Source organism: aff. Roholtiella sp. LEGE 12411 (genome assembly GCF_015206995.1).
In the GTDB taxonomy this organism is placed as follows: domain Bacteria; phylum Cyanobacteriota; class Cyanobacteriia; order Cyanobacteriales; family Nostocaceae; genus Komarekiella.
The window spans coordinates 1-23512 of record NZ_JADEXR010000018.1 but is presented as its reverse complement, the minus strand read 5'-3'; the positions used below and the strand labels follow the sequence as shown (position 1 = coordinate 23512).

Here is a 23512-nt window from a genome sequence, read left to right as displayed (position 1 = left end):
CGCTAGTTTTGCAATCAGCGTGTGAAGTGAGTTGATTGAACTAAGATGCAACAGAACCAGCAGTTGCCTTATCTACAGGTTGAATTTGGCTGAGTAGACTGTGTAGTTTCTCGCCTTCAATAACTTCTGTTTCTAGGAGTTGAGTGGCGATCGCCTCCAACAAATCTCGATTCTGCTTGAGAATCTGTAGGGCTTGTTCGTGGGCTTTTTCCACAATTTCTTTGACTTCGCTATCAATGGCTTTGGCTGTGTCTTCACTCACGGCTCGGCGGGGATTGGGCGCACCATTGCCCAAAAACATTGCTGGTTGACCTTGTTGGTAAGCCAGTGGCCCTAATACTTTACTCATACCATAGGTTGTCACCATTCGTTCTGCTAAGTCAGTCGCCCGCTGCAAATCGTTGGAAGCGCCTGTTGTAATACTGCCAAACACAATCTCTTCGGCGGAACGTCCTCCTAGCAAAGTAGCAATCTGACCCCGCAGTTCCTCTTCATTCATCAAAAAGCGGTCTTCGGTTGGTAGTTGCAGAGTATAGCCTAAAGCTGCCATACCACGAGGAATGATGGAAATCTTTTCTACACGACCGCTTCCGGGTATCAACGCTCCCACCATTGCGTGACCGACTTCGTGGTAAGCGACGATCTTTTTCTCGGTATCGTTCATCACCCGACTCTTCTTCTCTAAACCTGCAACTACGCGCTCAATAGCTTCGGCAAAGTCTTCTTGAGCAACTGTTTGACGTTGATTCCGAGCCGCCAATAATGCTGCTTCATTCACCAAGTTTGCTAAATCTGCGCCAGCAAAACCGGGAGTACGAGTTGCGATCGCTTTTAAGTTTACATCATCTCCTAATTTCACCTTTTGAGCATGAATCTTGAGAATTGCCTCACGACCAGATAAATCAGGACGGTCTACCAATACTTGGCGGTCAAAGCGACCTGGACGTAGCAAAGCAGGATCAAGGCTTTCCGGGCGGTTCGTAGCTGCAAGTACAATCACCGTTGCATCCCCCGCTGCAAACCCGTCCATCTCCGTTAATAACTGGTTGAGGGTCTGCTCCCGTTCATCGTTACCACCGTAGAAACCATTACTACTACGAGATTTACCAATCGCATCCAATTCATCAATAAATACAATACAGGGAGCTTGTTTCTTTGCCTGCTCAAATAAATCGCGCACTCTGGAAGAACCGACACCGACAAACAATTCTACAAATTCGGAACCAGAGATACTAAAGAATGGAACTCCTGCTTCTCCGGCTACGGCTTTAGCCAACAGTGTCTTACCTGTCCCTGGAGGGCCCACCAACAGGACGCCTTTAGGAATCCTCGCCCCAATTTGGGTAAAACGTGCCGGAGTCTTGAGGAAATCTACAATTTCTACTAACTCAGTCTTAGCTTCTTCAACCCCAGCTACATCTGCGAAGGTAATTTTTGCCGATTCGCCTTCAACATAAACCTTGGCTTTGCTCTTACCAATAGAGAGAACGCCTTGCTGTCCACCACCACCACGGGAGATAAAGAATTGCCAAATACCAATAAAAATTAATGGTGGAATGACCCAACCCAGGAGAGTTGTAAACCAAGTATTCTTAGGCGGAGGCGCAGCAGCAAACTCAACTCCTTTTGACTCAAGCAGTTTAGGCAACTCTAAATCAAAGATTGGTGTAGTTACAAACACCGCACCCGGTTCAGCATTCTCGGTTTTTAGCTGGTAGCGAATCTGATTTTGTCCGACAGAAACACGGCTAACTTCCCCTTCCTGTACTTGATGAATAAATAAGCTATAGGGAACGCCAGCTGGCCCGGACGCAAATAAACCAGGCAAAAACAGATTTAAAAGCAGGAATAATCCTGATACTGATAGCAATATGTTTGCAATAATCCGAAACCGAGGCGGCTTTGGCTGTTCTTTAATGGTCATTGATGTTACCAATCCTTACGATAGAGATGGGGGATGGGGAAGAAGTAATAAAGGTCTACTGAATTTTTTTCAAAAATCAAATATTAGTCCTATGATGATGAGAAAAGTCAAGAATCAGAAGTTAGGAGAATCCCACTTAATAAAGGGATAGAGCTTCAATGTTCTCTATAGAATTCTTGCTTTTTTTGTTAAAACTGTCGAAAAGGCGTTTCTATCTCAAATAGTTGAATTAGTTGCTTACACTGTTTCCAGCCAGTCAAAAATTTGGGTTAATTGATCCAGCGTCACTAGTCCATACTGCCAGAGGGTCATGGGCAATAAGTTGGGGGTTTTCTCACAATATCGCAAGGCGAGAGAAATTGCTTTGCCAGATATGCCTAACTCTTCTTCTAAAAAACGAACCAATTGCTTTGTAGCTTCCATGACAATATTAAACAATACTAAGTAAATCTTATTTCTGGCGGAGCTTGAGAAACTTGATTAAAAACTGGTCAAAAAACTAATCGCACCATGACCAGTCAGAACTTCCAGAACTATGAAACAGACAAACCCAATCATCGCCAAGCGACTATTTAACTTTTCGGCATACTCAGTAAAACCAAGCTGAGGTTGTTGTCTGACATACATTTCAGGCTGAGGTGCGTAGACGCGTGCGCTAAATGTCTTGTCGTCAAACATCGCAAAGTTGTTTAATCTGCTTTGCTCGTCAAGGTTACTACTGCTTTTCATAAGTTCTCCTGGTTAGTCGCTATTTTTTAATTTATGTAACTAAACTTAACAATTAAATTAATCTTTGTGAACTAACGAACAAATACGGTTTACCGTACTCAATCAGAGTTACAGGGCTATTGCTGCTTTTTAGGAGGAGTGGGGGGAAATGAGGGAAGGGAGTATCCTGTTTTGGCAGATCGCCCTGCCCTAAGGCGCACGCTACGCGAACAGACTAGAAGTCTGGGGCTATACAAACTAAACCCGCGCAGGCGGGTTTGGGAGAGTCCGCGTCGGCGGACTTCTCTGCGAGACGCTATTGGCGAACCTTTGTGTAGCCGCGATTTCCAATCGCCTTAAAGTAGTATTGTAAATATTTATTAAAAATTTTGGTAGATAAAAAAGCAGGTTACTAATTATTTTGACTCATCAATTTTTCCAAATTGATGTTAATTCTCAACGCTAATCAGATTACTATAGGAATCATATTTGATTTGTGAAAAAAATTCAGTACATCTTTATTACTTCTTCTCCATGCCCCATTCGCCATTCTCCATTCCCTGTCTCTACGAGTCAGTTAACGAATCAAATCGGATTACTATATAATCAATAGTAATGTGAATTTTTCAGATACAGAATATTTGCTGATTCAGCAAATTTGAAGTTTAAAGACACTGGCAAAAACTAGATGTTTTCTATGTGCGATCGCTAAAATTATCTACGATAAATTAACCACATTCAGTGATACCTATCGTAACTGTTATGGGCACAAGTACAAGATACTGCTATACTCTCAAAAGTATCCTGAGATAACTCACCTTAACAATTTGACTTTATTTTATACAAAATATTAATTTTTTTAGAGTCTTATAGTAAAAATTTTGACATACTCTCTTATATAAGAGTATAGTTTCAAACAACGTCAATTGCCAAAATGACGTTTGTACCTAGGAGTAGGTAAATGAAGACAGGTGCAATATGAAACTACAAGATTTTTTGGGAAAAGAAGATAAATGGGGATTTGAGGCGATCGCTCAAGACGTAGATTTGACTCGTCAGATTCAAATACTGTTAATTGGCTTGGGACTCTTAGAACCTCCATCTGATGGTAAGTTTGGCCCAGTTTCTGTGGCAGCTCTCAAAAAATTTCAAGACTTAACAAAGACTGAAGAAAGCGAATTTTTAGGAAAAGTTACAGCTAAAAAACTAATTGAAACTAAACCAGAGGAACTACCTAAACCGCCTTTAAAATTAGGTAGTGATATTGCCAGCAGGATTATTAAATACATGCAGGCAAAAAGTTATCAGGTGTTTACAAACCTAAGAGAATACAATATTGTCTATATAGAAGGAATCAATGAAGACTGGAGTCTCAACAGTGACCCACCCAATCAATTTAATGATCGGCGGATTGTCATTGAAGTAGTAGATGGTATTCCCAAAATTGTAAATCACTGGCAAGCTACAACTGAACCAGGCAGATACTATACCTTCAATCCGATGAATACTGAAGGAGCTGCCAGAATTAAATTTGGGCAATATAAAGCTTGGGCTGTGGGCTGGCATGGCAATGCAGATCGTCATCAAGCATTAGTACAAGTTGCGCCCATCACTGTTCACCGAGATTTCAATAAAGACTTTCAACGAACTGGCGACAAACTTGATACAGGTCTTTTCCTAGTAAATCAACACTGGGGTTATGATGCGCCTGCAAATGATATCAAGAATGCTAGTGCAGGTTGTTTAGTAGGACGTAGGCGTGAGGGACATCGAGAGTTTATGGCGATAATTAAACAAGACCGCCGTTATTTAGCCAATAATGACTATCTTTTCTACACTACAGTCATTCCTGGGGATGACTTAGTGAAGACATTCCCACGATAAGGTAAGCTAAAATAAAACCCGAAACCCTGTAGAGACGTTACATGTAACGTCTCTACATGTGATTCATCGCTTTAAAAAAGCAACAGCCATGAAACTTCTTTATCAAAAAAAATATATTATTTCTGATTTTTTATTTACACAATTAATCTGCTAATAATTTTTTTCTAAAGCATAGTTAAGTTTTATACCTTGATAATTATTGAAGTATTTTTGTATAAAAAATTGAGCAAAATTTAGTTATAAATAATAACGATTTTTGCTTGATAAACGTATTTATTTACACAACAGGCTAGTAAGGTGCGATCGCATCTGACACAATACTCTTACTGTGACTTATCAACTTTTTGAGCTAAGGGATAAATGACTGCTGCTGTCTTGCTAGAAAACATCTACAAATTCTACAACAACGTCCCTGTAGTGAATGACCTCTCATTTACAATTGAAGCGGGGGAAATATTTGCTCTGCTTGGCCCTAATGGTGCGGGTAAATCAACTACAATTCGGATGCTAACTACACTGACAAAACCGTCCCAAGGACGGATAGAAGTAAGTGGTTATGATGTAGTGAGTCAAGCCATACTGGCAAAACAAAGTATTGGCGTAGTCTTGCAGCAAATCAGTGTAGATACTGATTTAACCGTATGGGAAAATATGGAGTTGCATGGGAGGCTACATCACATAGTTAACCCGCAGCGACAGCAACTAATTCGTCAATGGCTAGAGTATGTTGAGTTAGTAGACAGACGCGATGATCTGGTAAAAACCCTATCTGGGGGTATGAAACGACGGTTACAAATAGCGAGAGCTTTATTGCACCAACCGCAAATTCTGTTTTTGGATGAACCAACAGTAGGATTAGACCCTCAAACCAGACGACGCCTTTGGGAAATTATTCGAGATTTAAATAAGCAAGGGATGACGATACTACTAACGACTCATTACATGGATGAGGTGGAATTTTTGTGTGATGCCTTTGGCTCTAATCAGCCAGGACGAATCGGGATCATGGATGGCGGTAAACTAATTTCTTTGGGAACGCTAAAACAGCTGCGTTCTGCTCACGGTGAAGGTTTGGTGATGAAGCAACTGGGTATTAGCGAAGCCGGAAGTGATAGCGCACGTAACTGGAAATACCTGTTTTTCCCCTCTCTGGAACAAGCAAACAACTACTTGAATGAACAGCCCGATAAAACCGGAATGATGGCGCGTCCCTCTAACCTGGAAGATATTTTTGTGGAATTAACGGGACGCCAGTTAGATTAAACTCATCTCCCTAACTGTCTGAGCATGGCTTCTACCCTGTCTACGCCGTCTGGATCATTGCGGCGCTTGTACAAGTCACGAGCTTTTTGGAGGACGCTGCTTGCTTGTTTAGTTTGCCGTCGCTGTTTATACATCGACCCCATTAACTCGTAAGTTTGGGCATTGTTCTGATCTAAGTTGACAGCCTGCTGATATGCCCAGGCTGCTGCACCATAGTCTCCTAGACGGGATTGCGTCACACCTAATCCCAAATAGGCATTAACGTTGTTGCGGTTTAGTTGTATTGCACGACGATAACCTTCCTTCGCCCCAGCCGTGTCTCCTAAATTGGCTTTGATATAACCCACCGCGTAGTAAAAATCACTATTATTAGGGTTGATGCCAATGGCACGACGATAAGCAGCTAATGCCGCTCGGTAATTTCCTTGTTGAGCGTATAAGTAACCAATACCAGAATGAATTTTGGCATTCTTGGGATCTATGGTAGCTGCTTGTTGATAAACAGCGATCGCACCACTGTAATCGCCAGTATCTACTAACCTGCGTCCGTTCTCTAGTAGTTGCTTTAACTCTGGGTTTCTGGCTTGCACCACCAATACCTGAGCTTGAGCGATCGCTGGTATAGTAACGGCAAAACATCCTAATAAAAAAACACTAAATACTAATGATTTCGGCTTGTACACTGTAATTTTCCCGATCTAGTAGTGAATTTTTTTCTTGTACATTAAAACAAAAATATTCAACTTTGAAAACTGTATTTATTCGCATTTATGAAATGTTAATAATTCATCCTATCTTTATCCTTCCTACAAGCGGCACTATAATTACGAGTTTTTACTGAAATCTTAAGTATTAGGTATACCTGATCATATCATTCAGGTTCTGCCAAAAATATACTTAATTAAATCCGTAGTTTTACTTGCTATTTAGACAAAAATGATCGGTATCTTACTTCCTTTGAGAAAGACAAGACGCCTATTTATAAAAGTATTCAACATTAACTCTTGTTTGTTATTTAACTTGATAACTGACTAACTCTGTATCTGATTTTTTCCACCTTTTTAATTACTTATACTTTATCCTTTTTTAGTCATTAAACGATCAGAGCAATCTAAAAAGTAAAATGTTCCTTTAAATTCTGATCTCTATTTAAAATGATCATAAATATGAGATTATAGTGACGATACTAATCTAAAATTGTGTGAGAAAATGTTGATAAAATCTGTCTACTCCTATACTCACCGAAGGTATTATCTCTACGAGTCAAGTCTACTAAGCCAAGCTTGATCGAGGTTTTGAAACTCGCACAGGGAAATTTTGTATGTGTAACCGTGAGTTACAGTTGCTCAAGATTTGTTATAACCGCTTGACAAAAAATATCAACCTATATCTGTGAGGCTAAGTTGTGATTATAACTACTACTGATGTGATTCAAGGAGCCGTTATTGACTCATATTTAGGCATTGTGACAGCGGAAATAGTTTATGGCAGTAATTTTCTACGAGATTTTTTAGCTGGTATTCGAGATATTATTGGCGGACGCACTGCTAGCTATGAGCGTCTATTTGAACAAGGTCAAAGAAAGGCACTAGAAGAATTAGAACAACGAGCACAACGTTTAGGAGCAAATGCTGTGATCGGAATTGAAATTGATACTGGCACAATTAATATTGATCAGTCAGGAGTTTTATTGCTGATTACTGCTACAGGCACTGCCGTGAAGATGCGTTAATCTTTTCTTGGTTTTCTAATTAGTTTGTTTATAGTTTTTATTCCAAATATCTACAAAATTTTGCATCTACTCAAAATTCAAATATTTGAATGTGTTTATCAGAAAAAGCGGTTGTTAAAAACCTCGCCCCTAGTGGGCGAAAAAATCCTTGTTTCTCAAGGTAGATAAAAACCCTACCCCTTGTGGGTGGCTGAATTAATTGCGAATTGCGAATTGATTTTATTACAGCAGCTAATAAATGTACTTAATTTTGCTTGCAAATTTTATGAAGAAAAGATAAATATTTAAGATGAGTTTTAGTTAGTTTTTTAATGTATATATAATTTTTATTCCTAGAGATATAGTTATGAATTGTCTAGAGATATAGTTATGAATTATTTCTATTGATAGATGTTAAAACCCCTGACAGCAACTTAATTTTAAACATAAGCATCAATTACCAGATGAAGAAAGTTTTGCTGAAGCAGCAACGGAGAAGTTAGATTATGTCATATGTAAATCGGGCAGGCGATGTTATTCCTCCTGAGCCTGCGGTCGTGAGTCGAGTAACTGAATATCATGATCTTGTTCGTTGGGGGCCTATTATTTCTGGTTTATTAGTTTCATTAGCTACTCAATTAATTTTGAGTGCTATTATTGGTGCAGTTGCAGCCGGTGCTGTTGAAGGTTCGGGTGCGCCCAGAACGATTGCACCTAATGCTGCGGGTAATGCGGGGCTTTGGTCAACGATCGCTTTGTTAATTTCCCTATTTACTGGTGGTTGGGTTACAGCCCGTGCTTGTGGGCCGATGAACCGTAATACAGCTCTTCTCAACGGCGCAATTCTTTGGGCTACAACTTTGGCAGTTAGCTCATGGCTACTCGCGAGTGGAGTGACTGGTGCTTTCGGTGTTGCTGCTTCTAACGCTGGGGAAGTGATAAACCAGGTACAACAGCAAGGTGGTGTCAATGTACCGCAAGCAAACATAACTGCCCAACAAGCTCGTGAAACAGCAGCTAATTTGCGTTCGGGATTGTGGTGGTTTGTGTTCGGTTCTTTGCTGGGTTTAGTAGCGTCAATGATTGGAGCTGTCGCTGGAGCTCGCAGTCCACGTGTTAACACTTATAATACTTAAAATGATTGTCTGGAAACGCAATTGTGATGAATTTTAAAAGCACCTGGTTCAAGGTGCTTTTTATTTTAAATTAACTTTACCATTTGAGATATGAAGCTTCAATTCCCTGCTCTCTCCTAATTTTGCTATCTTTTTCAAACCAGGCAATTACTTGCTGTGTGGTCAAATCCTCAATGGCAATATTGTACTCTTGAGCAATATGCTTCAACAGCTTCAGTGATGAAATTGTCAATCTTGTTAAAAACTTTTCTGGAGAAGATAACAAAGCAGCGTCTACTTTTGCTGATTCGTCCAGGGTTAAAAACTGTGCTGACGGTTGCTGTGATGGCAAATCCATAAAATAAATTTTATCTATAACTTAGTCGTTCATAGTTAATGCGTAATAACTAATTAGTAATAGGATTTACCACTTAGTTATTACCTGTATATTAAACTGAAATATGAACACGAATTTATTTATTCATTACACTTTTGGTTGCGAGCTTGCACCAAATAGCCGCAACGATGTTCACCGTTGATAATCCAGTGGGTACGCTCTACTGTACAATCTGGTAAAACGGCGGCAAACATTTCTAGTTCATGACCGCAAATGCTGGGAAAAGACTCGGCAACGTTGGAAATCGCGCAGTGATGCTCAGTTAAGATAAAGCGATCGCATAACGTGTTCTCAGAACTCTCGTTTGGTGAGGAGTCAGCATCTACAGAGTGATACTCAGCCATGAAACCCTCAGCTTTTCTCAGTTTAACTAAGTTAGCCACACGCTCTTGTAGTGAACCATGACCCAAGCGGTCATGATATTCTTGTGCTTTGCGCTCCCACTGTTTTCGTAAAATCGAACTTACTTGGTCACGCCCTACGGTTTCTGCTAATGTATCCAGCAGAGAAACGGCAAATTCACCATAGCGATCGCTTTGGCGATCATTCATTGTTCGTTGCAGGCGATCGCGTCCCTGACGACTCAGATGATAAACGTGCTGTGGACGTCCCATCCCTCGAACTTCAGATGCTTGGGGTAAGCCTTTTAGGTTCGCAGTCGCTTGGTGAGGAAAACCCTCTCTAAAGTTTAGATTGCCGCTTGAAGTTCCGACAACGCTTTGCAGCGCTGACTCACCATCCCCTGGGCGTCTAGGTTGTAAATCGGCGCTTTGAGTTTTTTGTGCCTGCACCGACGAGTACAAAACCAGTTCCTCCGCCTCCAAATCCTTAAGATGGCGACGAATTGCTTGGGGGCTAACATCTAAAACTTCGGCTAGCTCAAAAGCCGTTGCTTGTGAGTGTTTCAGGAGATATTCTAGGATATCTTGCTTTGTTGAGGATTGGTGGGTAGTCGCCATCTTCTCTGCGAGACGCTCGCGAACGTTCCAAAAATTTCTTTGAAAATTTGACTTTAACAACATTGTTGTTGTTAATTTAGCGTAAAATGAAGATACATTAAACAACAGCGTTGTTGTTTTACTCTCCACTCCATTCTAACAGCCGTGTAACCATTCCGTAACGCGAGATGGGAATCGGCTAAAAACAAGCCCGTCTCCCATCCTTAAGAGGCAGCGCGTTCCTTTAGTTCCCAAAGTTGTAGCGACTGCCATAGAGATTCAACTGAACACAGAACGTTAAGAGACTACTACCGATGAGTGCCACTGTCAAAACCTTAGTCAACCAACCCTACAAGTACGGCTTTGTCACCGACATTGAAGCCGACACTATCCCGCGTGGACTAAACGAGGACGTCATCCGCTTGATCTCCACTAAGAAGAACGAGCCAGAGTTCATGCTGGAATTTCGCCTCAAAGCTTATCGCCAGTGGCAAAAAATGACGGAACCAACTTGGCCAAGTGTCAAGTATCCACCAATAAATTATCAAGATATCATCTACTACTCAGCTCCAAAACAAAAAAAACCAAAGCTGAACAGCTTAGATGAAGTTGATCCAACACTCTTGGAAACCTTCGAGAAGCTAGGCATTTCCTTGTCTGAGCAGAAGCGACTGTCAAACGTTGCTGTTGATGCAATTTTCGATAGTGTTTCCGTTGCCACTACTTTTAAGGAAAAGCTAGCAGAAGATGGGGTTATTTTCTGCTCAATCTCCGAAGCATTGCAGGAACATCCAGAACTAATAAAAAAATACCTGGGTAGCGTTGTTCCCGTTGCAGACAACTACTTTGCTGCTTTGAACGCCGCCGTATTCAGCGATGGTTCCTTCGTCTATATTCCTAAAGGCGTCAAATGCCCGATGGAACTGTCTACCTACTTCCGTATCAACTCCGGCGATACAGGACAGTTCGAGCGGACACTGATTGTTGCCGAAGAAGGTAGCTATGTTTCCTACCTCGAAGGTTGCACCGCACCAATGTACGATAGCAACCAGTTACACGCAGCTGTAGTGGAACTCGTCGCCCTCGATAACGCCGAGATTAAATACTCCACTGTGCAAAACTGGTACGCTGGGGATGCTAATGGTAAAGGCGGTATTTACAACTTCGTTACCAAACGCGGTTTGTGTCAGGGCGCAAATTCCAAGATTTCTTGGACTCAAGTAGAAACAGGTTCAGCGATTACTTGGAAGTATCCCAGCTGTGTGTTGGTGGGTGATAACTCTGTGGGTGAATTCTACTCGGTAGCGCTGACAAATCATCATCAGCAAGCCGATACTGGCACTAAGATGATTCACGTTGGCAAAAATACTCGCAGTACGATTATCTCTAAGGGAATCTCCGCAGGTAAATCTAGCAATAGCTACCGGGGTTTGGTGAAAGTAAACCCGAAAGCACAAGGGGCAAGAAACTATTCTCAGTGCGACTCGATGTTGATTGGGGATAATGCCCACGCGAACACTTTCCCCTACATCCAAGTGCAAAATAATACTGCGAAAGTGGAGCATGAAGCTTCAATTTCCAAGATTGGGGAAGATCAGCTGTTTTACTTCGCTCAACGGGGTATATCTTCAGAAGATGCAATTTCGATGATGGTTAGCGGTTTCTGCAAAGATGTTTTCAGCCAGCTACCGATGGAGTTTGCTGTGGAAGCTGATAAGCTGTTGAGTTTGAAGTTAGAAAGCAGTGTCGGGTAGCGCTTGTAGTTAGTATTTGAGTGCTAGGAAAGGCGCTAAATCATCTACTGCGAAACAAAAATATTCAGTTGATTAACGCTTGTAGTCAGCAGTTTCAGACTGCAAACAGGCGCTTTAGCGCCTACTACGAACCAGAAAAGAGAGAGAACATGATTATTGAAAATAGCGAAGTTGTGCTGTCGGTTAAGGATCTGACAGCTACAGTTGATGGAACACCGATTCTTAAGGGTTTTAATCTTGAGGTACGTTCTGGTGAAATCCATGCAATTATGGGGCCGAATGGTTCTGGTAAGAGTACCTTTTCTAAAGTGTTGGCTGGACATCCAGCATACCAGGTGACTGGTGGTGAGATCATTTTTCAAGGGCAAAATCTGCTGGAATTGGAACCAGAAGAACGGGCAAGATCTGGTGTGTTTCTGGCGTTTCAGTATCCGCTAGAAATTCCGGGTGTCAGCAATTTAGATTTCTTGCGAGTGGCTTACAATTCTCGCCGCAAAGCACAGGGTTTAGAAGAATTAGATGCCTTTGATTTTGACGATTTAATTGAGGAAAAGCTGGATGTGGTAAAGATGAATCCCGCTTTCCTCAGTCGCAGTTTGAATGAAGGGTTTTCTGGTGGCGAGAAGAAGCGGAACGAAATTCTGCAAATGGCCTTGCTGGAACCGAAATTAGCAATTCTGGATGAAACTGATTCGGGTTTGGATATTGACGCGCTGAAAATTGTCGCTAATGGGGTAAATCAGTTGGCAAGTCCAGAAAATGCCACGATTTTGATTACCCACTACCAACGGTTACTTAACTATATTGTTCCAGACTACGTGCATGTGATGGCAAACGGGCAGATTCTTTTGTGTGGCGGTAAGGATTTGGCGTTGGAATTAGAAGCCCGTGGCTATGACTGGATTTTGAAAGATGCTGCGACTGAGGTGGGTGTGTGATGACTATTCAAGTATCTCCTAGTCCCATTCCTAATTCGGATGCTGTCAGTTTGACATCTACTCTGTTGGATAAAGATGCTTATCTAACTGGATTATTAAATCAAGTAATCACAACTAGAACAGAGGGGTGGTTGCAGGAATTACGCGATGGCGCTGCTAATTGGGTACGTCACTCGACTATCCCCACTACTCGTGAGGAAGAATGGCGATTTACCAATTTGTCATCTCTGCAACAAGTGCAATTTCATGTAAAGACGCAATCAATACCAACTGATATCCCGGCGCTGATACCAGAAGCTGCTAACAGCCGTTTAGTGTTTGTTAATGGGATTTATGCGCCGGAGTTATCAGCAGTTGCAGATTTGCCAGATGGTGTTGTAATAAGTAATTTGGCTGGGTTGTCTGAATCTGAGCAGGAAGGTGTTAGACAGTATTTGGCTCAAGCTGAGGGAGCGCAGGAAGTATTTACTGCTCTCAACACCGCTGGGATAACTGATGTAGCTGTAGTGTGGGTGGCGAAGAATGTAGTAGTTGAGACGCCTATTCATCTACTGTTTATTTCGGATGCTGGTGAGACGCCGACGATTTCGCAGCCACGTTGTTTGGTGGTGGCGCAGATGGGTAGTAGTGTGACTTTGGTTGAAGAATATACGAACCGCAGAGGCGCAAAGAGCGCGGAGAAAGAAGAGGTTTACCTCACAAATGCGGTTACGGAGATTTGGGTTGGTGAAAATGCTCAGGTAAGTCACACTAGGGTTGAGCAAGAAGGTGCAGAGGCTTTTCATATAGGGAAGACTGCGATCGCTCAGAGCTTGGATAGTCGATATACTTGTCATGCAATAACTTTAGGTGCAAAACTGTCGCGGCACAATTTAGAGATTTTGCAAACTGGTGAGCAAACACAAACTATTCTCAACGCTTTGACGATGATTTCTGGTAAGCAGTTGGCGGATACTCACAGTGCGATCGCACTCAACTATCCTCACGGTACAACTAAGCAATTACATAAGTGTATTGTAGGCGATCGCGCTCATGCAGTGTTCAACGGCAAAGTTTTTGTTCCGAAGCCAGCACAGTTGACAGATGCAGCTCAATTGAATCGGAATCTGCTGCTATCATCTAAAGCCAGAGTTGATACTAAACCCCAATTGGAAATTACAGCGGATAATGTTAAATGCGCTCACGGTGCTACCGTTAGCCAGTTGGAGGATGATGAAATATTCTATCTGCAAAGCCGAGGAATTGATGAAAATGATGCTCGCAATTTGTTAATTAACGCCTTCGCCGCCGAAGTTATCAACCAAATACCAGTTCTGTCTGTGCAAAAAATCCTGTTAAACACTGTCAATAGTCTCAAGTCTTTACCCAATGACTAATGACTAATTATTAATTACTAGTTTTTCATTACCAATGACTTTCACTCCTACAAAAACTCTTGCTGATAAAGTTCGCGCTGACTTCCCGATATTGCGTCAGGAAGTCAATGGGAAACCTTTGGTTTATCTCGATAATGCTGCAACATCGCAAAAACCTTTGCTTGTATTAAATACCCTGCGCGATTACTACGAGCAATATAATGCTAACGTGCATCGAGGCGCTCATACCCTCAGTGCCAAAGCTACTGATGCTTATGAAGGTGCGCGAGACAAAGTTGCCAAGTTTATTAATGCTGCATCGCGTCAGGAAATTGTTTACACCCGCAACGCAAGTGAAGCGATTAACTTGGTAGCCTACAGTTGGGGAATGGACAATTTGCAGCAGGGCGATGAAATTATTCTGTCGGTGATGGAACACCACAGTAATATTGTACCGTGGCAGCTGGTGGCGCAAAAGACTGGTGCAGTGTTGAAATTTGTGGAACTAACACCAGATGAAACTTTTGATTTAGAACAGTTTAAAAAGCTGATTTCTGACAAAACAAAATTGGTGTCAACGGTGCATATTTCTAATACTTTGGGTTGTATGAACCCAGTGCAGGAGATTGTTGCGATCGCTCATCAATACGGTGCTAAAGTTTTAATTGACGCTTGCCAAAGTATCCCCCATATTCCTGTAGATGTGCAACTGATAGACTGTGATTGGCTGGTTGCTTCTGGGCACAAAATGTGTGCTCCAACAGGGATAGGCTTTTTGTATGGCAAGTTGGAATTGTTGGAATCTATGCCCCCGTTTTTTGGTGGTGGTGAGATGATTGCAGAGGTATTTTTAGACCATTCTACCTATGCAGAATTACCGCATAAATTTGAAGCCGGTACACCTGCAATTGGGGAAGCGATCGCTCTTGGTGCTGCAATCGATTATCTTACCAACATAGGTATGGATAAAATCCACGCCTACGAAGCTGAATTAACAGCTTATTTATTCCAAGAACTAGAGCAAATCCCTCAAATTCGGATTTACGGCCCCAAACCAAATGCTCAAGGGCAAGATAGAGCTGCTTTAGCTGCATTCACAGCAGGAGAAGTCCACGCCAACGACTTATCTACATTATTAGATCAAGAAGGCATTGCCATTCGTTCTGGACATCACTGCACTCAACCATTACACCGTTACTTAAGTCTTCTTGCAACCGCACGGGCAAGTTTATCTTTTTACAATACCCGTGAGGAAATTGATATTTTTATCAAAGCATTGAAGGAAACCCTTGACTTTTTTGCTGGTTTTTCAAGTTAGATCTAGACCATGTTTAGATGCTAATTGTGCCAATTATGGATACTTATAGTTGGCATAATTTAACTACCTGAGTTATTTACAGGAGCAGCAAAAATGTCATACAGTGATTTCACTCTAGACAAAGTTAGAAAAACCTTTGGTTTAACTATTGCTGATAAAATTGATATATTTGCATCTGTAACTGAAGTAGAGTGTCCACTATTACTTACAGAAGTATTGCGTGAAAATATACCTTTGGCTCTTGCTAGTAATACTGAAAAATCTCGTTCGGAAATGATTATCGCGCCGATTTTAATCGCTATTAGAAAATATTTAAATAATCAAATAAGTTTATTTTCAGGCATAGATTTTAGTGTTGATATAGCACAAGGCTTAAATGGGAATTGCGATTTTATTATTAGCCGTTCGCCAGAATTACTAATTCTTAACGCACCAGTTGTCACAATTGTAGAAGCTAAAAAAGAAAATATCAATGCCGGATTAGGTCAGTGTGTAGCAGAGATGTTAGCAGCTAAATTGTTTAATGAACGTGAAGGCAATAATATTCAGACAATTTATGGTACTGTTACCACTGGAACTAACTGGAAGTTTTTGAAGCTCATTGGACAAGTAGTTGAAATCGACTTGAGTGAATATTATATTAGTGACGTAGGTAAAATTTTAGGAATTTTATCTAATATTATGACGGAAGAAGTATTTTAATATGCTTGTCAAGTCAACGCCTGCTGAACAAAGAACAGTGCTACATAACGTTAGCTGGGAAACCTTTGAAGCCTTGCTGAGAGATACAGCTGAAGATAGAGGCTCTCGGTTTGCTTATGATTGTGGCACTTTAGAAATTATGACCCCACTTTTTGAACACGAAAACCCCAAAAGTAATTTTGGGAATTTTATCATTGCTTTAGCTGAAGAATTAGGAATTGAAATTAGAAGTGCTGGTTCTACAACATTGAAAAGGAAAATATCAAAGCGGGGAATAGAACCAGATACTTGCTACTATATCCAGAATGAACTAGCTATTAGAGGTAGAGAAACTTTAGATTTAGAAACAGATCTGCCGCCTGATTTGGCAATTGAAATCGACATTACCAGCAGTTCCGTTAACAAATTTGGTATTTACGCAGCGCTAGGTATAACTGAACTTTGGAGATATAACGGGCAAGATTTAAAATTTTATCAGTTAGTAGAGGGGCAATATGTCGAGTGTGAGTCTAGTATTGCTTTTCCTCTCATATCAAGGAATGACATCAGCAGATTCATTGAGCAAAGTAAAAATATTGGGGAAATAGCTTTGCTTAAATCATTTCGCGCTTGGGTGCGGGAGAAGATAGGATAAGTTAGTAAATATTTTTATTATAAATACTGGACGTAACCATTAAAATATGAATAAAATTTTATTTTTTGGGGGAATATTCTGCTAGTAAATAAGTGGGTTTGTCCCACCTTACTAATTATTATAAAAACTATTAAAAGCTTGTAATCTATTAATTTAATCTCCTTACTGAACTCGGAGAAAGCCTTTTACATAATTCTTCTTGCTCAACGCTATTAGCATAGCAAATATCGCCCAACAACACTCAACTCAAAGTATCAGGATTTATCCCCAACCTTCGTAATTCTTCCGCCAGTCTTTGAGCACGTTGTTCAGCATTAGTGGCGCGTTGTTCAGCAACACTAGCCCTTTCTTCTGGCGTCAGATATCTGACTCCTTGTGCGTCATACCAGTACAACCAATCCCGCGTGATTCCTTGATAGGTTCCACGTTCATAACCAATAGCTAAACCTACCTCGTTTAACCAAACAGGATTTCCTGGCTGCAATACATATTCACCATTCTCTAAGCGATAAACTTCTAAGGGCGGTTTTTTGCGACGTTGGGGATTATAGATAACGTAATATAAAATCTCCATCTCAGCATAAAGTTTCTTTTTGCTGGTGTATTCACTACGTCGCCTGTGGGAAACAACTTCTAGCGCCATAATTGGCATCACCTTTTCTTCCCACAACACATAACTTAAGCGTAAGTTCTCATCAAAAACTCGCTCGACTCCCAAACTCAAAAATCCATCAGGCACAATTGGTGGTTGTTCAGGATCGTAGTAAATACCCATATCAACGCCAAAAAACCAATCCATCCGGTTTGCCCATATCCAAGCCAAAATAGCTTTGAGCAAACTAGGAATCAAATCTTGTAGTTCATTATCTACAGGTTCATCGTCAGAGTCGGGCAGATCCTCGGCTGAGGGCAAGCAGTGCAACGGGTTGTAATTTAACATGGTAGGGATGTGCGGAGCGATCGCTAAAAGCTTACGCAGATTCATAATATTGATAACATTTATCCACCTCTGACTTTTTCTTGCGATAATTCCCAAGGGGGACGCACTCTCCACTGGTTAGTCAAAGGGGGATAGATGACAATCAAGCGGTTGCTTTTAATTGTAATGACACTGATAGCGATCGGGTCTTCCGGTGTGTCTTTATTCAGCAGTTGGCAAGAACCTCAGTTCCAAAGTCGCCTGGAACTGTACCAAACAAATATAGGGCTGCAAGCACAAGCGTGGCAAGCAGAGGATAGCAACAACGATAATTTTCAAGGAATTCAAGAAGCAATACTGGGCGATAAACCTCTAGAAAACGCTACGACGCAGTATCAAGAAGCGCGTAAATCGGTTCAAACTAATTTGGACAAAGCCAAAAATCAACTGGCAAAATTGAGTTCTCAATCTCAGACTACTCTCACGCCTCCTAAACCTCTAACGGAAGTCTCTCCTGCGACTAATACCTCTGGCCCAATCCAACAGCAACAGATAAAGCAGTCACTCCAGCAACTGCAAAAATTACTAGGCGAATTGGACTTGCGGTTGGGAATTTTACAAGCACAGCAAGGACAGACGAATACAGCTCTCAAGACTTGGACAGATTTGCAGCAACGCTCAGATATCAATCCAGAATTTCAGGATACTGCTGCTGTGTTGCTCGGACTGTGGAGTAATCCTCCTCGTCTATTACCCAATGCTCAACAACTGATTAAAAAAAATTTAGAAGGTTGGTTTCGCTATAGCGCTTTGGTTCAACTATACCAACTTCAGCAACGTCAAGAAGCGCTATCAGCAATTAAAGCCGTAGAACAAGAAGCCGCAACCCAAGCTTTGTTTAAATTAGCAATTATTGGCACTATTCCTACGTTAGCAGCTTTGATTGGGATGATGCTGCTGATTTTTTTAGTTGGTCAGCGCTTGGTGAAGGGAAAAGCCGCCTTATTAGCTCAAAATGCTGATTTAACTTGGTCTACGCCCTGGGATGCGGAAACGATTTTGCAGGTTTTCGTCCTCGGCTTTTTCTTGATGGGACAACTTTTTGTGCCTTTGGTGTTATCTTTAATCCCCATCCAGCGTCCCGTTGGGAATGTACGAATTCAGGCTGTTTATGTCTTGGTCAGTTATCTGCTAGTGGCTTCAGGGGCGCTGTCGGTTCTGTATTTCTCTATCAAGCGCTTTTTCCCTTTACCAGAATTCTGGTTTCGCTTTCAATTTCAGGGTAAGTGGTTTTTGTGGGGACTGGGGGGCTATTGTGCAGCTATACCCATAGTTGTGGTAGTGTCACTGATAAATCAACAATTATGGCAAGGGCAGGGTGGTAGTAACCCCCTGTTGCAACTGGCCCTAGAAAGCCAAGATAGTGTAGCACTTGGTATATTTTTCTTTACAGCTGCGATCGCAGCTCCATTTTTTGAAGAACTTCTATTCCGCGGCTTTTTGTTACCCTCCCTGACTCGTTACTTACCTGTGTGGGGAGCAATTCTTGTGAGTAGTTTGTTATTTGCCATTGCTCACCTTAGCTTGTCGGAAATTCTGCCGCTGACCGCATTGGGCATCGTGTTGGGAATAGTTTACACGCGATCGCGCAACCTCTTCGCTCCTATGCTTCTCCACAGCCTCTGGAATAGTGGTACACTACTGAGTTTATTTCTCTTGGGAAGCAGTAGTAATTAGTACTTTAATCCACGGTTGCCAAAAATTGAAATATCTGATTTTATCTCAATATGTAGCAATATTTTACTGGTTATTATTAGTAATAAGCATAAGAAATGCTAACTTAGCGCCAAATATGCTGGTGGCAAAAGTAACTCCAACAATGCTGTTAAGTAGATAACCAACTATCTAGCTCAGCACTTAGTATCGTCTAAGTTAATTTAGCCGTTGTCAGGATGTTATTGCCTTGCCAAGTCATTTATTACTGTTAATTATGTAAATTGCAAATTCTGTTTGCACTTATGTAAGTAGGAATAAGCAACCTAAAAGGAAGTGAAAAATTGAAGATACCTTTTGCGTATCTCTGTTTGCACTTCCTAAAATGGCTATTCTCGTAATTGCTACAATCTCAAACAAAAGTCCGGAAATAATACTGATGAACTCGTAGACAGTGACATAGTAATTTTTGCCTATTATTGAGGTTGATTCTTCTCAAGATAAATCTCTTGCCTGAAAATCAGCAAAATTGACGTCCCAAGGTTTGCAATTAAACCTACTAACAGTCATCTAAAAGCGCAGTAGTTTCAGGCTATATTGAGCGTTATCTTTCGTTATAATCTTTCCAGTTTTAACTTGAGAATATTGCCACACTGGATTTATTGGTTGATCTTAGGACGTTCTTCTAATGCAAACAAGTCACAATATATTCAATTAGCAAATATGTCTACTTGCTTGCCTTACAATAAAAAACTTAATTTTATATCTGACTTATCAAGGAGAAACAATTATATGGCAAATCTTAACCCCAGTCACCCTACCAAACAACTTCTAGCTGGATACTGTGGCATTATCTTCGGCGGTTTTGGTGTTCATAAATTTATATTAGGATATGCCCAAGAAGGCTTCATAATGTTGGCAATTTCTGTAATCGGGGGTTCTTTCACTTATGGTTTTACCTTGATAATTATGCAACTTGTTGGTTTGATTGAAGGCATGATCTATTTAAACAAGCCTCATGAAGAATTCGTTGATACCTACTTTGTGAATAAACAGGGTTGGTTTTAATCCCTATATGCTCACACTTAAACCTAAACAGCTTACCTGGGTCATGTTTCTCTTATTTGGCTTAGGATATTTTAGTGCTATGTCGCATTTGGAAATTAACTATTTCTTAAGAAGCCTGATTATCATCATGCCAATACAGTTTGGAGCTATTATTTATGTGACTTACATCCGCTGGAACTATCGTTGACACTTATAGTAATCCGATTTGATTCGTGAACTGACTCGTAGAGACAGGGAATGGGAAATGGGGAATTCGGGGCCCCCTCTGGGGAACACGTGGCGCTCTTTGGGGATTAGGGGCGAAGGGGCAATGGGGAATAGGAAAAAACGGAGTTAGAGGTGTACGCAGTTTTTTCAAAAATCAAATAGGAATCCCATAGCTAATTTCCATAACTTAATAAAGTTAATATAGTTTACATTCAGTCGTAGTTCGATATTTCGCCTAAGCTCGAATTAGAGGCGCTTTTAGCAGGCGTTGAATTTTCGTAGCGAACCTAAACACTTGCCATGCAACTTGTCCCAAAAACTAAGCTTACCCCAGAAATTCCTCCAATCCCAGAGAAAATTATTCTGGATGTTGGGGGCATGAAGTGTGCTGCGTGTGTGAATGCAGTAGAGCGACAGCTCAGCCAATATCCAGGAGTCAAGAGCGTCTGTGTTAACCTGGCGACAGAAGTAGCAGTCGTAGAGTCGGAAGCTGGTGCGGTAAATCCAGATTCACTAGCAAAACGACTAACAGCCGTTGGGTTTCCGACTCAACCCCGAACAGCTAGCGGCATAGCCGATGAAACATCTGCTTTACAAGACCCCGCAGAACGACAACGCCAAGAAATGCACTCTTCACTGAGGCAGTTGGTGATTGCTGGGATACTGCTGGTACTGTCTGGAATGGGACATTTTGGTAGCTCAGTGCCGCCAGTGTTGAATAATATCTGGTTTCACTGTGGACTAGCAACGGTAGCGCTGCTAATTCCTGGCCGCCCTATTTTAGTAGATGGCTGGCTAGGTTGGCGGCGAAATGCGCCCAATATGAACACTCTAATCGGATTGGGAACGCTAACAGCTTACACCGCTAGTTTGGTGGCACTACTCTTTCCCCAGATGGGTTGGGAGTGCTTCTTTGACGAACCAGTGATGATGCTGGGTTTTATTCTCCTGGGAAGGACATTAGAGCGACAAGCTAGAGGTCGTGCTGCTGCTGCATTTAGACAATTGCTGGCACTTCAGCCACAGGTAGCGCGATTGATTGCTAACCCAGAAAAAGTAGCCGCGGGGTCTTTTAGTGTAGAGATTCCAGCTAAGCAGGTGCGTGTTGGTGAATGGTTGCAGGTACTACCAGGAGATAAAATCCCCGTTGATGGAGAGGTGGTGGCTGGTCAAACAACAGTCGATGAGTCAATGCTGACTGGGGAAGCAGTGCCAGTGATTAAGCAACCAGGAGATATGGTGACAGCGGGGACACTAAACCAGTCCGGGGCGATCGCTATCCAGACAACGCGTACCGGAAATGATACAACTCTAGCTCAAATTGTCGCCCTGGTGGAAGCTGCCCAAACTCGGAAAGCCCCGGTACAAAAATTAGCAGATAGAGTAGCTGGTTACTTTACCTACGGAGTGTTAGCAGCAGCCATACTGACATTTACTTTTTGGTACTTTTTCGGGACTCACATCTGGCCTGATGTCACTATGCCTGGCGGCATAGAAATGCTCAGCCACTCCGCACATGGCAAACACTCAACACTCAGTACGGATTACGCCCCGCTACCGCTAACAGCACTGTTAACCAGCTTAAAGCTAGCGATCGCAGTTATGGTAGTTGCTTGTCCCTGTGCTTTGGGACTTGCTACACCAACAGCCATTCTCGTGGGGACTGGTATGGGTGCAGAACGCGGTCTGTTGATCAAAGGCGGCGACGTTTTGGAAAGAGTCCATCAGCTAGACACTGTAGTATTTGATAAAACTGGGACTCTAACCACAGGTAATCCCACAGTTACAGATTGCTTGCCAATTAAAGGAGTGGGAAAGGACGAAAGTGGGGAAGAGGAAAAATTATTAAGCGTTTTCCCTCTTCCTCTCACTTCTTCTGCACTCCTCCAACTAGCAGCAGCCGTAGAAAGTGGCACTTACCATCCCCTAGCAAAAGCTATTCAACAAGAAGCGCAACAGCAAAAGTTATCTATCCCCGATGCTGTGGATTTTCACACGGAACCAGGATTAGGGGTGTCTGCTGTGGTCAAAGGTACATGCGTACTGTTAGGGAACTGGGACTGGTTAAGTTGGCACGGAATTCCTATTAACGAAACTGCACAACAAGTGGCGCAGGAGCTAGCAGTAGATGGTAAAACAGTCGTTTGCGTGGCAGTTGGAGGAACCTTAGCGGGGCTAATTGCTGTTCGTGATCCCCTCAGACCAGATGCCCAAGCCACCGTAGACGAGTTACGCCAGATGGGTTTACGAGTAATGCTACTCAGTGGCGATAGATTAGAAGCAGCTAGTGCTATTGCCAAACAACTAGGATTAGATAGCGCTGATGTAATCGCGGGTGTCCCTCCAGCTAAAAAAGCAGCTGCAATTGAGGCTCTACAAAGAGCAGGGAAAAAGGGGACTCCCCACTCCTCACTTATTTATAGAGACGCGATTAATCGCGTCTCTACTCAGCACTCAGTAGTCGCAATGGTAGGAGATGGTAGCAATGATGCTCCAGCTTTATCTCAAGCAGATGTAGGAATTGCTTTACACTCTGGAACGGATGTGGCAATAGAAACTGCTGAAATTGTCCTGATGCGTGATTGTCTAACAGATGTGGTCGAATCAATTCAGCTAAGTCGTGCCACTTTTAACAAAATTCGCCAAAATTTATTCTGGGCTTTTGCATATAATACAATTGGTATTCCTCTAGCAGCAGGTGTTTTATTACCTAGTCTGGGTTTTGTCCTTAGCCCATCTGGTGCTGCTGCGTTAATGGCTTTTAGCTCTGTTAGCGTCGTCACTAACTCAGTATTATTGCGCCTGTTGGCCCGTCATTCGTAAAATACCCCTTTGGAGGTTAGCGAATAGCTAAATATTTGCTAACAATAGATTATATATACTCACAAATGCTAAGATAGTGGTATGGCTTATGTACCACTACGAGAAGCAGTTAAAAGGCTTGGACTGCACCCAAACACTTTA

The 23512-nt window shown here is 41.9% G+C and carries 21 protein-coding genes; 14 read left to right on the top strand and 7 right to left on the bottom strand.

Annotated features, from left to right (window positions below):
* Positions 1 to 40: 40 nt before the first annotated feature.
* The 3 genes from ftsH4 to IQ246_RS06325 all read right to left on the bottom strand — a co-directional run bounded on the left by ftsH4 (position 41) and on the right by IQ246_RS06325 (position 2653).
* The gene (gene ftsH4 / locus IQ246_RS06335; protein WP_194001166.1) at positions 41 to 1924 is read right to left on the bottom strand and encodes an ATP-dependent zinc metalloprotease FtsH4; all 1884 of its coding nucleotides are present in this window, start codon (positions 1922 to 1924) and stop codon (positions 41 to 43) included.
* Between the two features lie 237 nt (positions 1925 to 2161).
* Positions 2162 to 2347 carry a DUF2949 domain-containing protein gene (locus IQ246_RS06330; protein WP_194001164.1) on the bottom strand — a complete coding sequence of 62 codons (186 nt, stop codon included), beginning with the start codon at positions 2345 to 2347 and terminating at the stop codon, positions 2162 to 2164.
* Positions 2348 to 2404: 57 nt separating this feature from the next.
* Positions 2405 to 2653 carry a high light inducible protein gene (locus IQ246_RS06325; RefSeq protein WP_370588458.1) on the bottom strand — a complete coding sequence of 83 codons (249 nt, stop codon included), beginning with the start codon at positions 2651 to 2653 and terminating at the stop codon, positions 2405 to 2407.
* Between the two features lie 171 nt (positions 2654 to 2824).
* Here IQ246_RS06325 and IQ246_RS06320 point away from each other — a divergent pair, with 171 nt between their 5' ends.
* The 3 genes from IQ246_RS06320 (at position 2825) to IQ246_RS06310 (ending at position 5779) form a co-directional block, all read left to right on the top strand.
* The gene (locus tag IQ246_RS06320; protein WP_194001162.1) at positions 2825 to 2992 is read left to right on the top strand and encodes a hypothetical protein; all 168 of its coding nucleotides are present in this window, start codon (positions 2825 to 2827) and stop codon (positions 2990 to 2992) included.
* Positions 2993 to 3610: 618 nt separating this feature from the next.
* Complete coding sequence (locus IQ246_RS06315; RefSeq protein WP_194001160.1) at positions 3611 to 4516, top strand: peptidoglycan-binding protein; 906 nt, start codon at positions 3611 to 3613, stop codon at positions 4514 to 4516.
* Positions 4517 to 4876: 360 nt separating this feature from the next.
* Entirely contained in the window at positions 4877 to 5779 is a 903-nt protein-coding gene (locus IQ246_RS06310; RefSeq protein WP_194001158.1) for an ABC transporter ATP-binding protein, read from the top strand.
* 2 nt (positions 5780 to 5781) lie between these two features.
* Here the strand turns inward: IQ246_RS06310 and IQ246_RS06305 are convergent, their stop codons facing one another.
* Positions 5782 to 6462, bottom strand: a complete 681-nt coding sequence (locus tag IQ246_RS06305; RefSeq protein ID WP_194001157.1) for a tetratricopeptide repeat protein — start codon at positions 6460 to 6462, stop codon at positions 5782 to 5784.
* Positions 6463 to 7184: 722 nt separating this feature from the next.
* On the opposite strand from IQ246_RS06305, the gene IQ246_RS06300 reads away from it, so the two are divergent.
* Positions 7185 to 7511: a YbjQ family protein gene (locus tag IQ246_RS06300; protein WP_194001156.1), complete on the top strand. Its 327-nt coding sequence runs from the start codon at positions 7185 to 7187 to the stop codon at positions 7509 to 7511.
* Between the two features lie 485 nt (positions 7512 to 7996).
* The gene (locus IQ246_RS06295) at positions 7997 to 8626 is read left to right on the top strand and encodes a hypothetical protein (RefSeq protein ID WP_194001155.1); all 630 of its coding nucleotides are present in this window, start codon (positions 7997 to 7999) and stop codon (positions 8624 to 8626) included.
* A 76-nt stretch (positions 8627 to 8702) separates the two neighbouring features.
* On the opposite strand, the gene IQ246_RS06290 is transcribed toward IQ246_RS06295, so the two are convergent.
* Together IQ246_RS06290 and sufR are read right to left on the bottom strand one after the other, a co-directional pair.
* Positions 8703 to 8963 (bottom strand): hypothetical protein, encoded by a 261-nt coding sequence (locus tag IQ246_RS06290; RefSeq protein WP_194001154.1) that lies wholly within the window; start codon positions 8961 to 8963, stop codon positions 8703 to 8705.
* A 119-nt stretch (positions 8964 to 9082) separates the two neighbouring features.
* Complete coding sequence (sufR, locus tag IQ246_RS06285) at positions 9083 to 9961, bottom strand: iron-sulfur cluster biosynthesis transcriptional regulator SufR (RefSeq protein ID WP_244141944.1); 879 nt, start codon at positions 9959 to 9961, stop codon at positions 9083 to 9085.
* A 293-nt stretch (positions 9962 to 10254) separates the two neighbouring features.
* Between sufR and sufB the strand changes: the two genes are divergently transcribed.
* The 6 genes from sufB (at position 10255) to IQ246_RS06250 (ending at position 16641) form a co-directional block, all read left to right on the top strand.
* Positions 10255 to 11694: a Fe-S cluster assembly protein SufB gene (gene sufB / locus IQ246_RS06275; RefSeq protein WP_194001153.1), complete on the top strand. Its 1440-nt coding sequence runs from the start codon at positions 10255 to 10257 to the stop codon at positions 11692 to 11694.
* Between the two features lie 149 nt (positions 11695 to 11843).
* Positions 11844 to 12632, top strand: a complete 789-nt coding sequence (gene sufC, locus IQ246_RS06270; RefSeq protein WP_194001152.1) for a Fe-S cluster assembly ATPase SufC — start codon at positions 11844 to 11846, stop codon at positions 12630 to 12632.
* Complete coding sequence (sufD, locus tag IQ246_RS06265; RefSeq protein ID WP_194001151.1) at positions 12632 to 14008, top strand: Fe-S cluster assembly protein SufD; 1377 nt, start codon at positions 12632 to 12634, stop codon at positions 14006 to 14008. The genes sufC and sufD overlap by 1 nt, the downstream gene beginning before the upstream one ends.
* 34 nt (positions 14009 to 14042) lie before the next feature.
* The gene (locus tag IQ246_RS06260) at positions 14043 to 15305 is read left to right on the top strand and encodes a cysteine desulfurase (protein ID WP_194001150.1); all 1263 of its coding nucleotides are present in this window, start codon (positions 14043 to 14045) and stop codon (positions 15303 to 15305) included.
* Between the two features lie 93 nt (positions 15306 to 15398).
* Positions 15399 to 16007 (top strand): hypothetical protein, encoded by a 609-nt coding sequence (locus IQ246_RS06255; protein ID WP_194001148.1) that lies wholly within the window; start codon positions 15399 to 15401, stop codon positions 16005 to 16007.
* Between the two features lies 1 nt (position 16008).
* A complete protein-coding gene (locus tag IQ246_RS06250; RefSeq protein WP_194001146.1) occupies positions 16009 to 16641 on the top strand; it encodes a Uma2 family endonuclease in 633 nt (210 codons plus the stop codon).
* Between the two features lie 241 nt (positions 16642 to 16882).
* On the opposite strand, the gene IQ246_RS06245 is transcribed toward IQ246_RS06250, so the two are convergent.
* Positions 16883 to 17581 (bottom strand): Uma2 family endonuclease, encoded by a 699-nt coding sequence (locus IQ246_RS06245; protein ID WP_194001228.1) that lies wholly within the window; start codon positions 17579 to 17581, stop codon positions 16883 to 16885.
* Positions 17582 to 17716: 135 nt separating this feature from the next.
* Between IQ246_RS06245 and IQ246_RS06240 the strand changes: the two genes are divergently transcribed.
* The 3 genes from IQ246_RS06240 to IQ246_RS06230 all read left to right on the top strand — a co-directional run bounded on the left by IQ246_RS06240 (position 17717) and on the right by IQ246_RS06230 (position 23371).
* Positions 17717 to 19297 (top strand): CPBP family intramembrane glutamic endopeptidase, encoded by a 1581-nt coding sequence (locus IQ246_RS06240; protein WP_194001144.1) that lies wholly within the window; start codon positions 17717 to 17719, stop codon positions 19295 to 19297.
* A 768-nt stretch (positions 19298 to 20065) separates the two neighbouring features.
* Positions 20066 to 20341: a TM2 domain-containing protein gene (locus tag IQ246_RS06235; protein WP_194001142.1), complete on the top strand. Its 276-nt coding sequence runs from the start codon at positions 20066 to 20068 to the stop codon at positions 20339 to 20341.
* A 507-nt stretch (positions 20342 to 20848) separates the two neighbouring features.
* Positions 20849 to 23371: a cation-translocating P-type ATPase gene (locus IQ246_RS06230; RefSeq protein ID WP_194001140.1), complete on the top strand. Its 2523-nt coding sequence runs from the start codon at positions 20849 to 20851 to the stop codon at positions 23369 to 23371.
* The last annotated feature ends 141 nt before the right edge of the window (positions 23372 to 23512 follow it).

Bases quoted from the DNA above. Each gene is read 5' to 3' on its own strand.
- ftsH4 (WP_194001166.1), bottom strand. From the start codon at position 1,924: ATGACCATTAAAGAACAGCCAAAGCCGCCTCGGTTTCGGATTATTGCA.
- IQ246_RS06330 (WP_194001164.1), bottom strand. From the start codon at position 2,347: ATGGAAGCTACAAAGCAATTGGTTCGTTTTTTAGAAGAAGAGTTAGGC.
- IQ246_RS06325 (WP_370588458.1), bottom strand. From the start codon at position 2,653: ATGAAAAGCAGTAGTAACCTTGACGAGCAAAGCAGATTAAACAACTTT.
- IQ246_RS06315 (WP_194001160.1), top strand. From the start codon at position 3,611: ATGAAACTACAAGATTTTTTGGGAAAAGAAGATAAATGGGGATTTGAG.
- IQ246_RS06310 (WP_194001158.1), top strand. From the start codon at position 4,877: ATGACTGCTGCTGTCTTGCTAGAAAACATCTACAAATTCTACAACAAC.
- IQ246_RS06295 (WP_194001155.1), top strand. From the start codon at position 7,997: ATGTCATATGTAAATCGGGCAGGCGATGTTATTCCTCCTGAGCCTGCG.
- IQ246_RS06290 (WP_194001154.1), bottom strand. From the start codon at position 8,963: ATGGATTTGCCATCACAGCAACCGTCAGCACAGTTTTTAACCCTGGAC.
- sufR (WP_244141944.1), bottom strand. From the start codon at position 9,961: ATGGCGACTACCCACCAATCCTCAACAAAGCAAGATATCCTAGAATAT.
- sufB (WP_194001153.1), top strand. From the start codon at position 10,255: ATGAGTGCCACTGTCAAAACCTTAGTCAACCAACCCTACAAGTACGGC.
- sufC (WP_194001152.1), top strand. From the start codon at position 11,844: ATGATTATTGAAAATAGCGAAGTTGTGCTGTCGGTTAAGGATCTGACA.
- sufD (WP_194001151.1), top strand. From the start codon at position 12,632: ATGACTATTCAAGTATCTCCTAGTCCCATTCCTAATTCGGATGCTGTC.
- IQ246_RS06260 (WP_194001150.1), top strand. From the start codon at position 14,043: ATGACTTTCACTCCTACAAAAACTCTTGCTGATAAAGTTCGCGCTGAC.
- IQ246_RS06255 (WP_194001148.1), top strand. From the start codon at position 15,399: ATGTCATACAGTGATTTCACTCTAGACAAAGTTAGAAAAACCTTTGGT.
- IQ246_RS06250 (WP_194001146.1), top strand. From the start codon at position 16,009: ATGCTTGTCAAGTCAACGCCTGCTGAACAAAGAACAGTGCTACATAAC.
- IQ246_RS06245 (WP_194001228.1), bottom strand. From the start codon at position 17,581: ATGTTAAATTACAACCCGTTGCACTGCTTGCCCTCAGCCGAGGATCTG.
- IQ246_RS06240 (WP_194001144.1), top strand. From the start codon at position 17,717: ATGACAATCAAGCGGTTGCTTTTAATTGTAATGACACTGATAGCGATC.
- IQ246_RS06235 (WP_194001142.1), top strand. From the start codon at position 20,066: ATGGCAAATCTTAACCCCAGTCACCCTACCAAACAACTTCTAGCTGGA.
- IQ246_RS06230 (WP_194001140.1), top strand. From the start codon at position 20,849: ATGCAACTTGTCCCAAAAACTAAGCTTACCCCAGAAATTCCTCCAATC.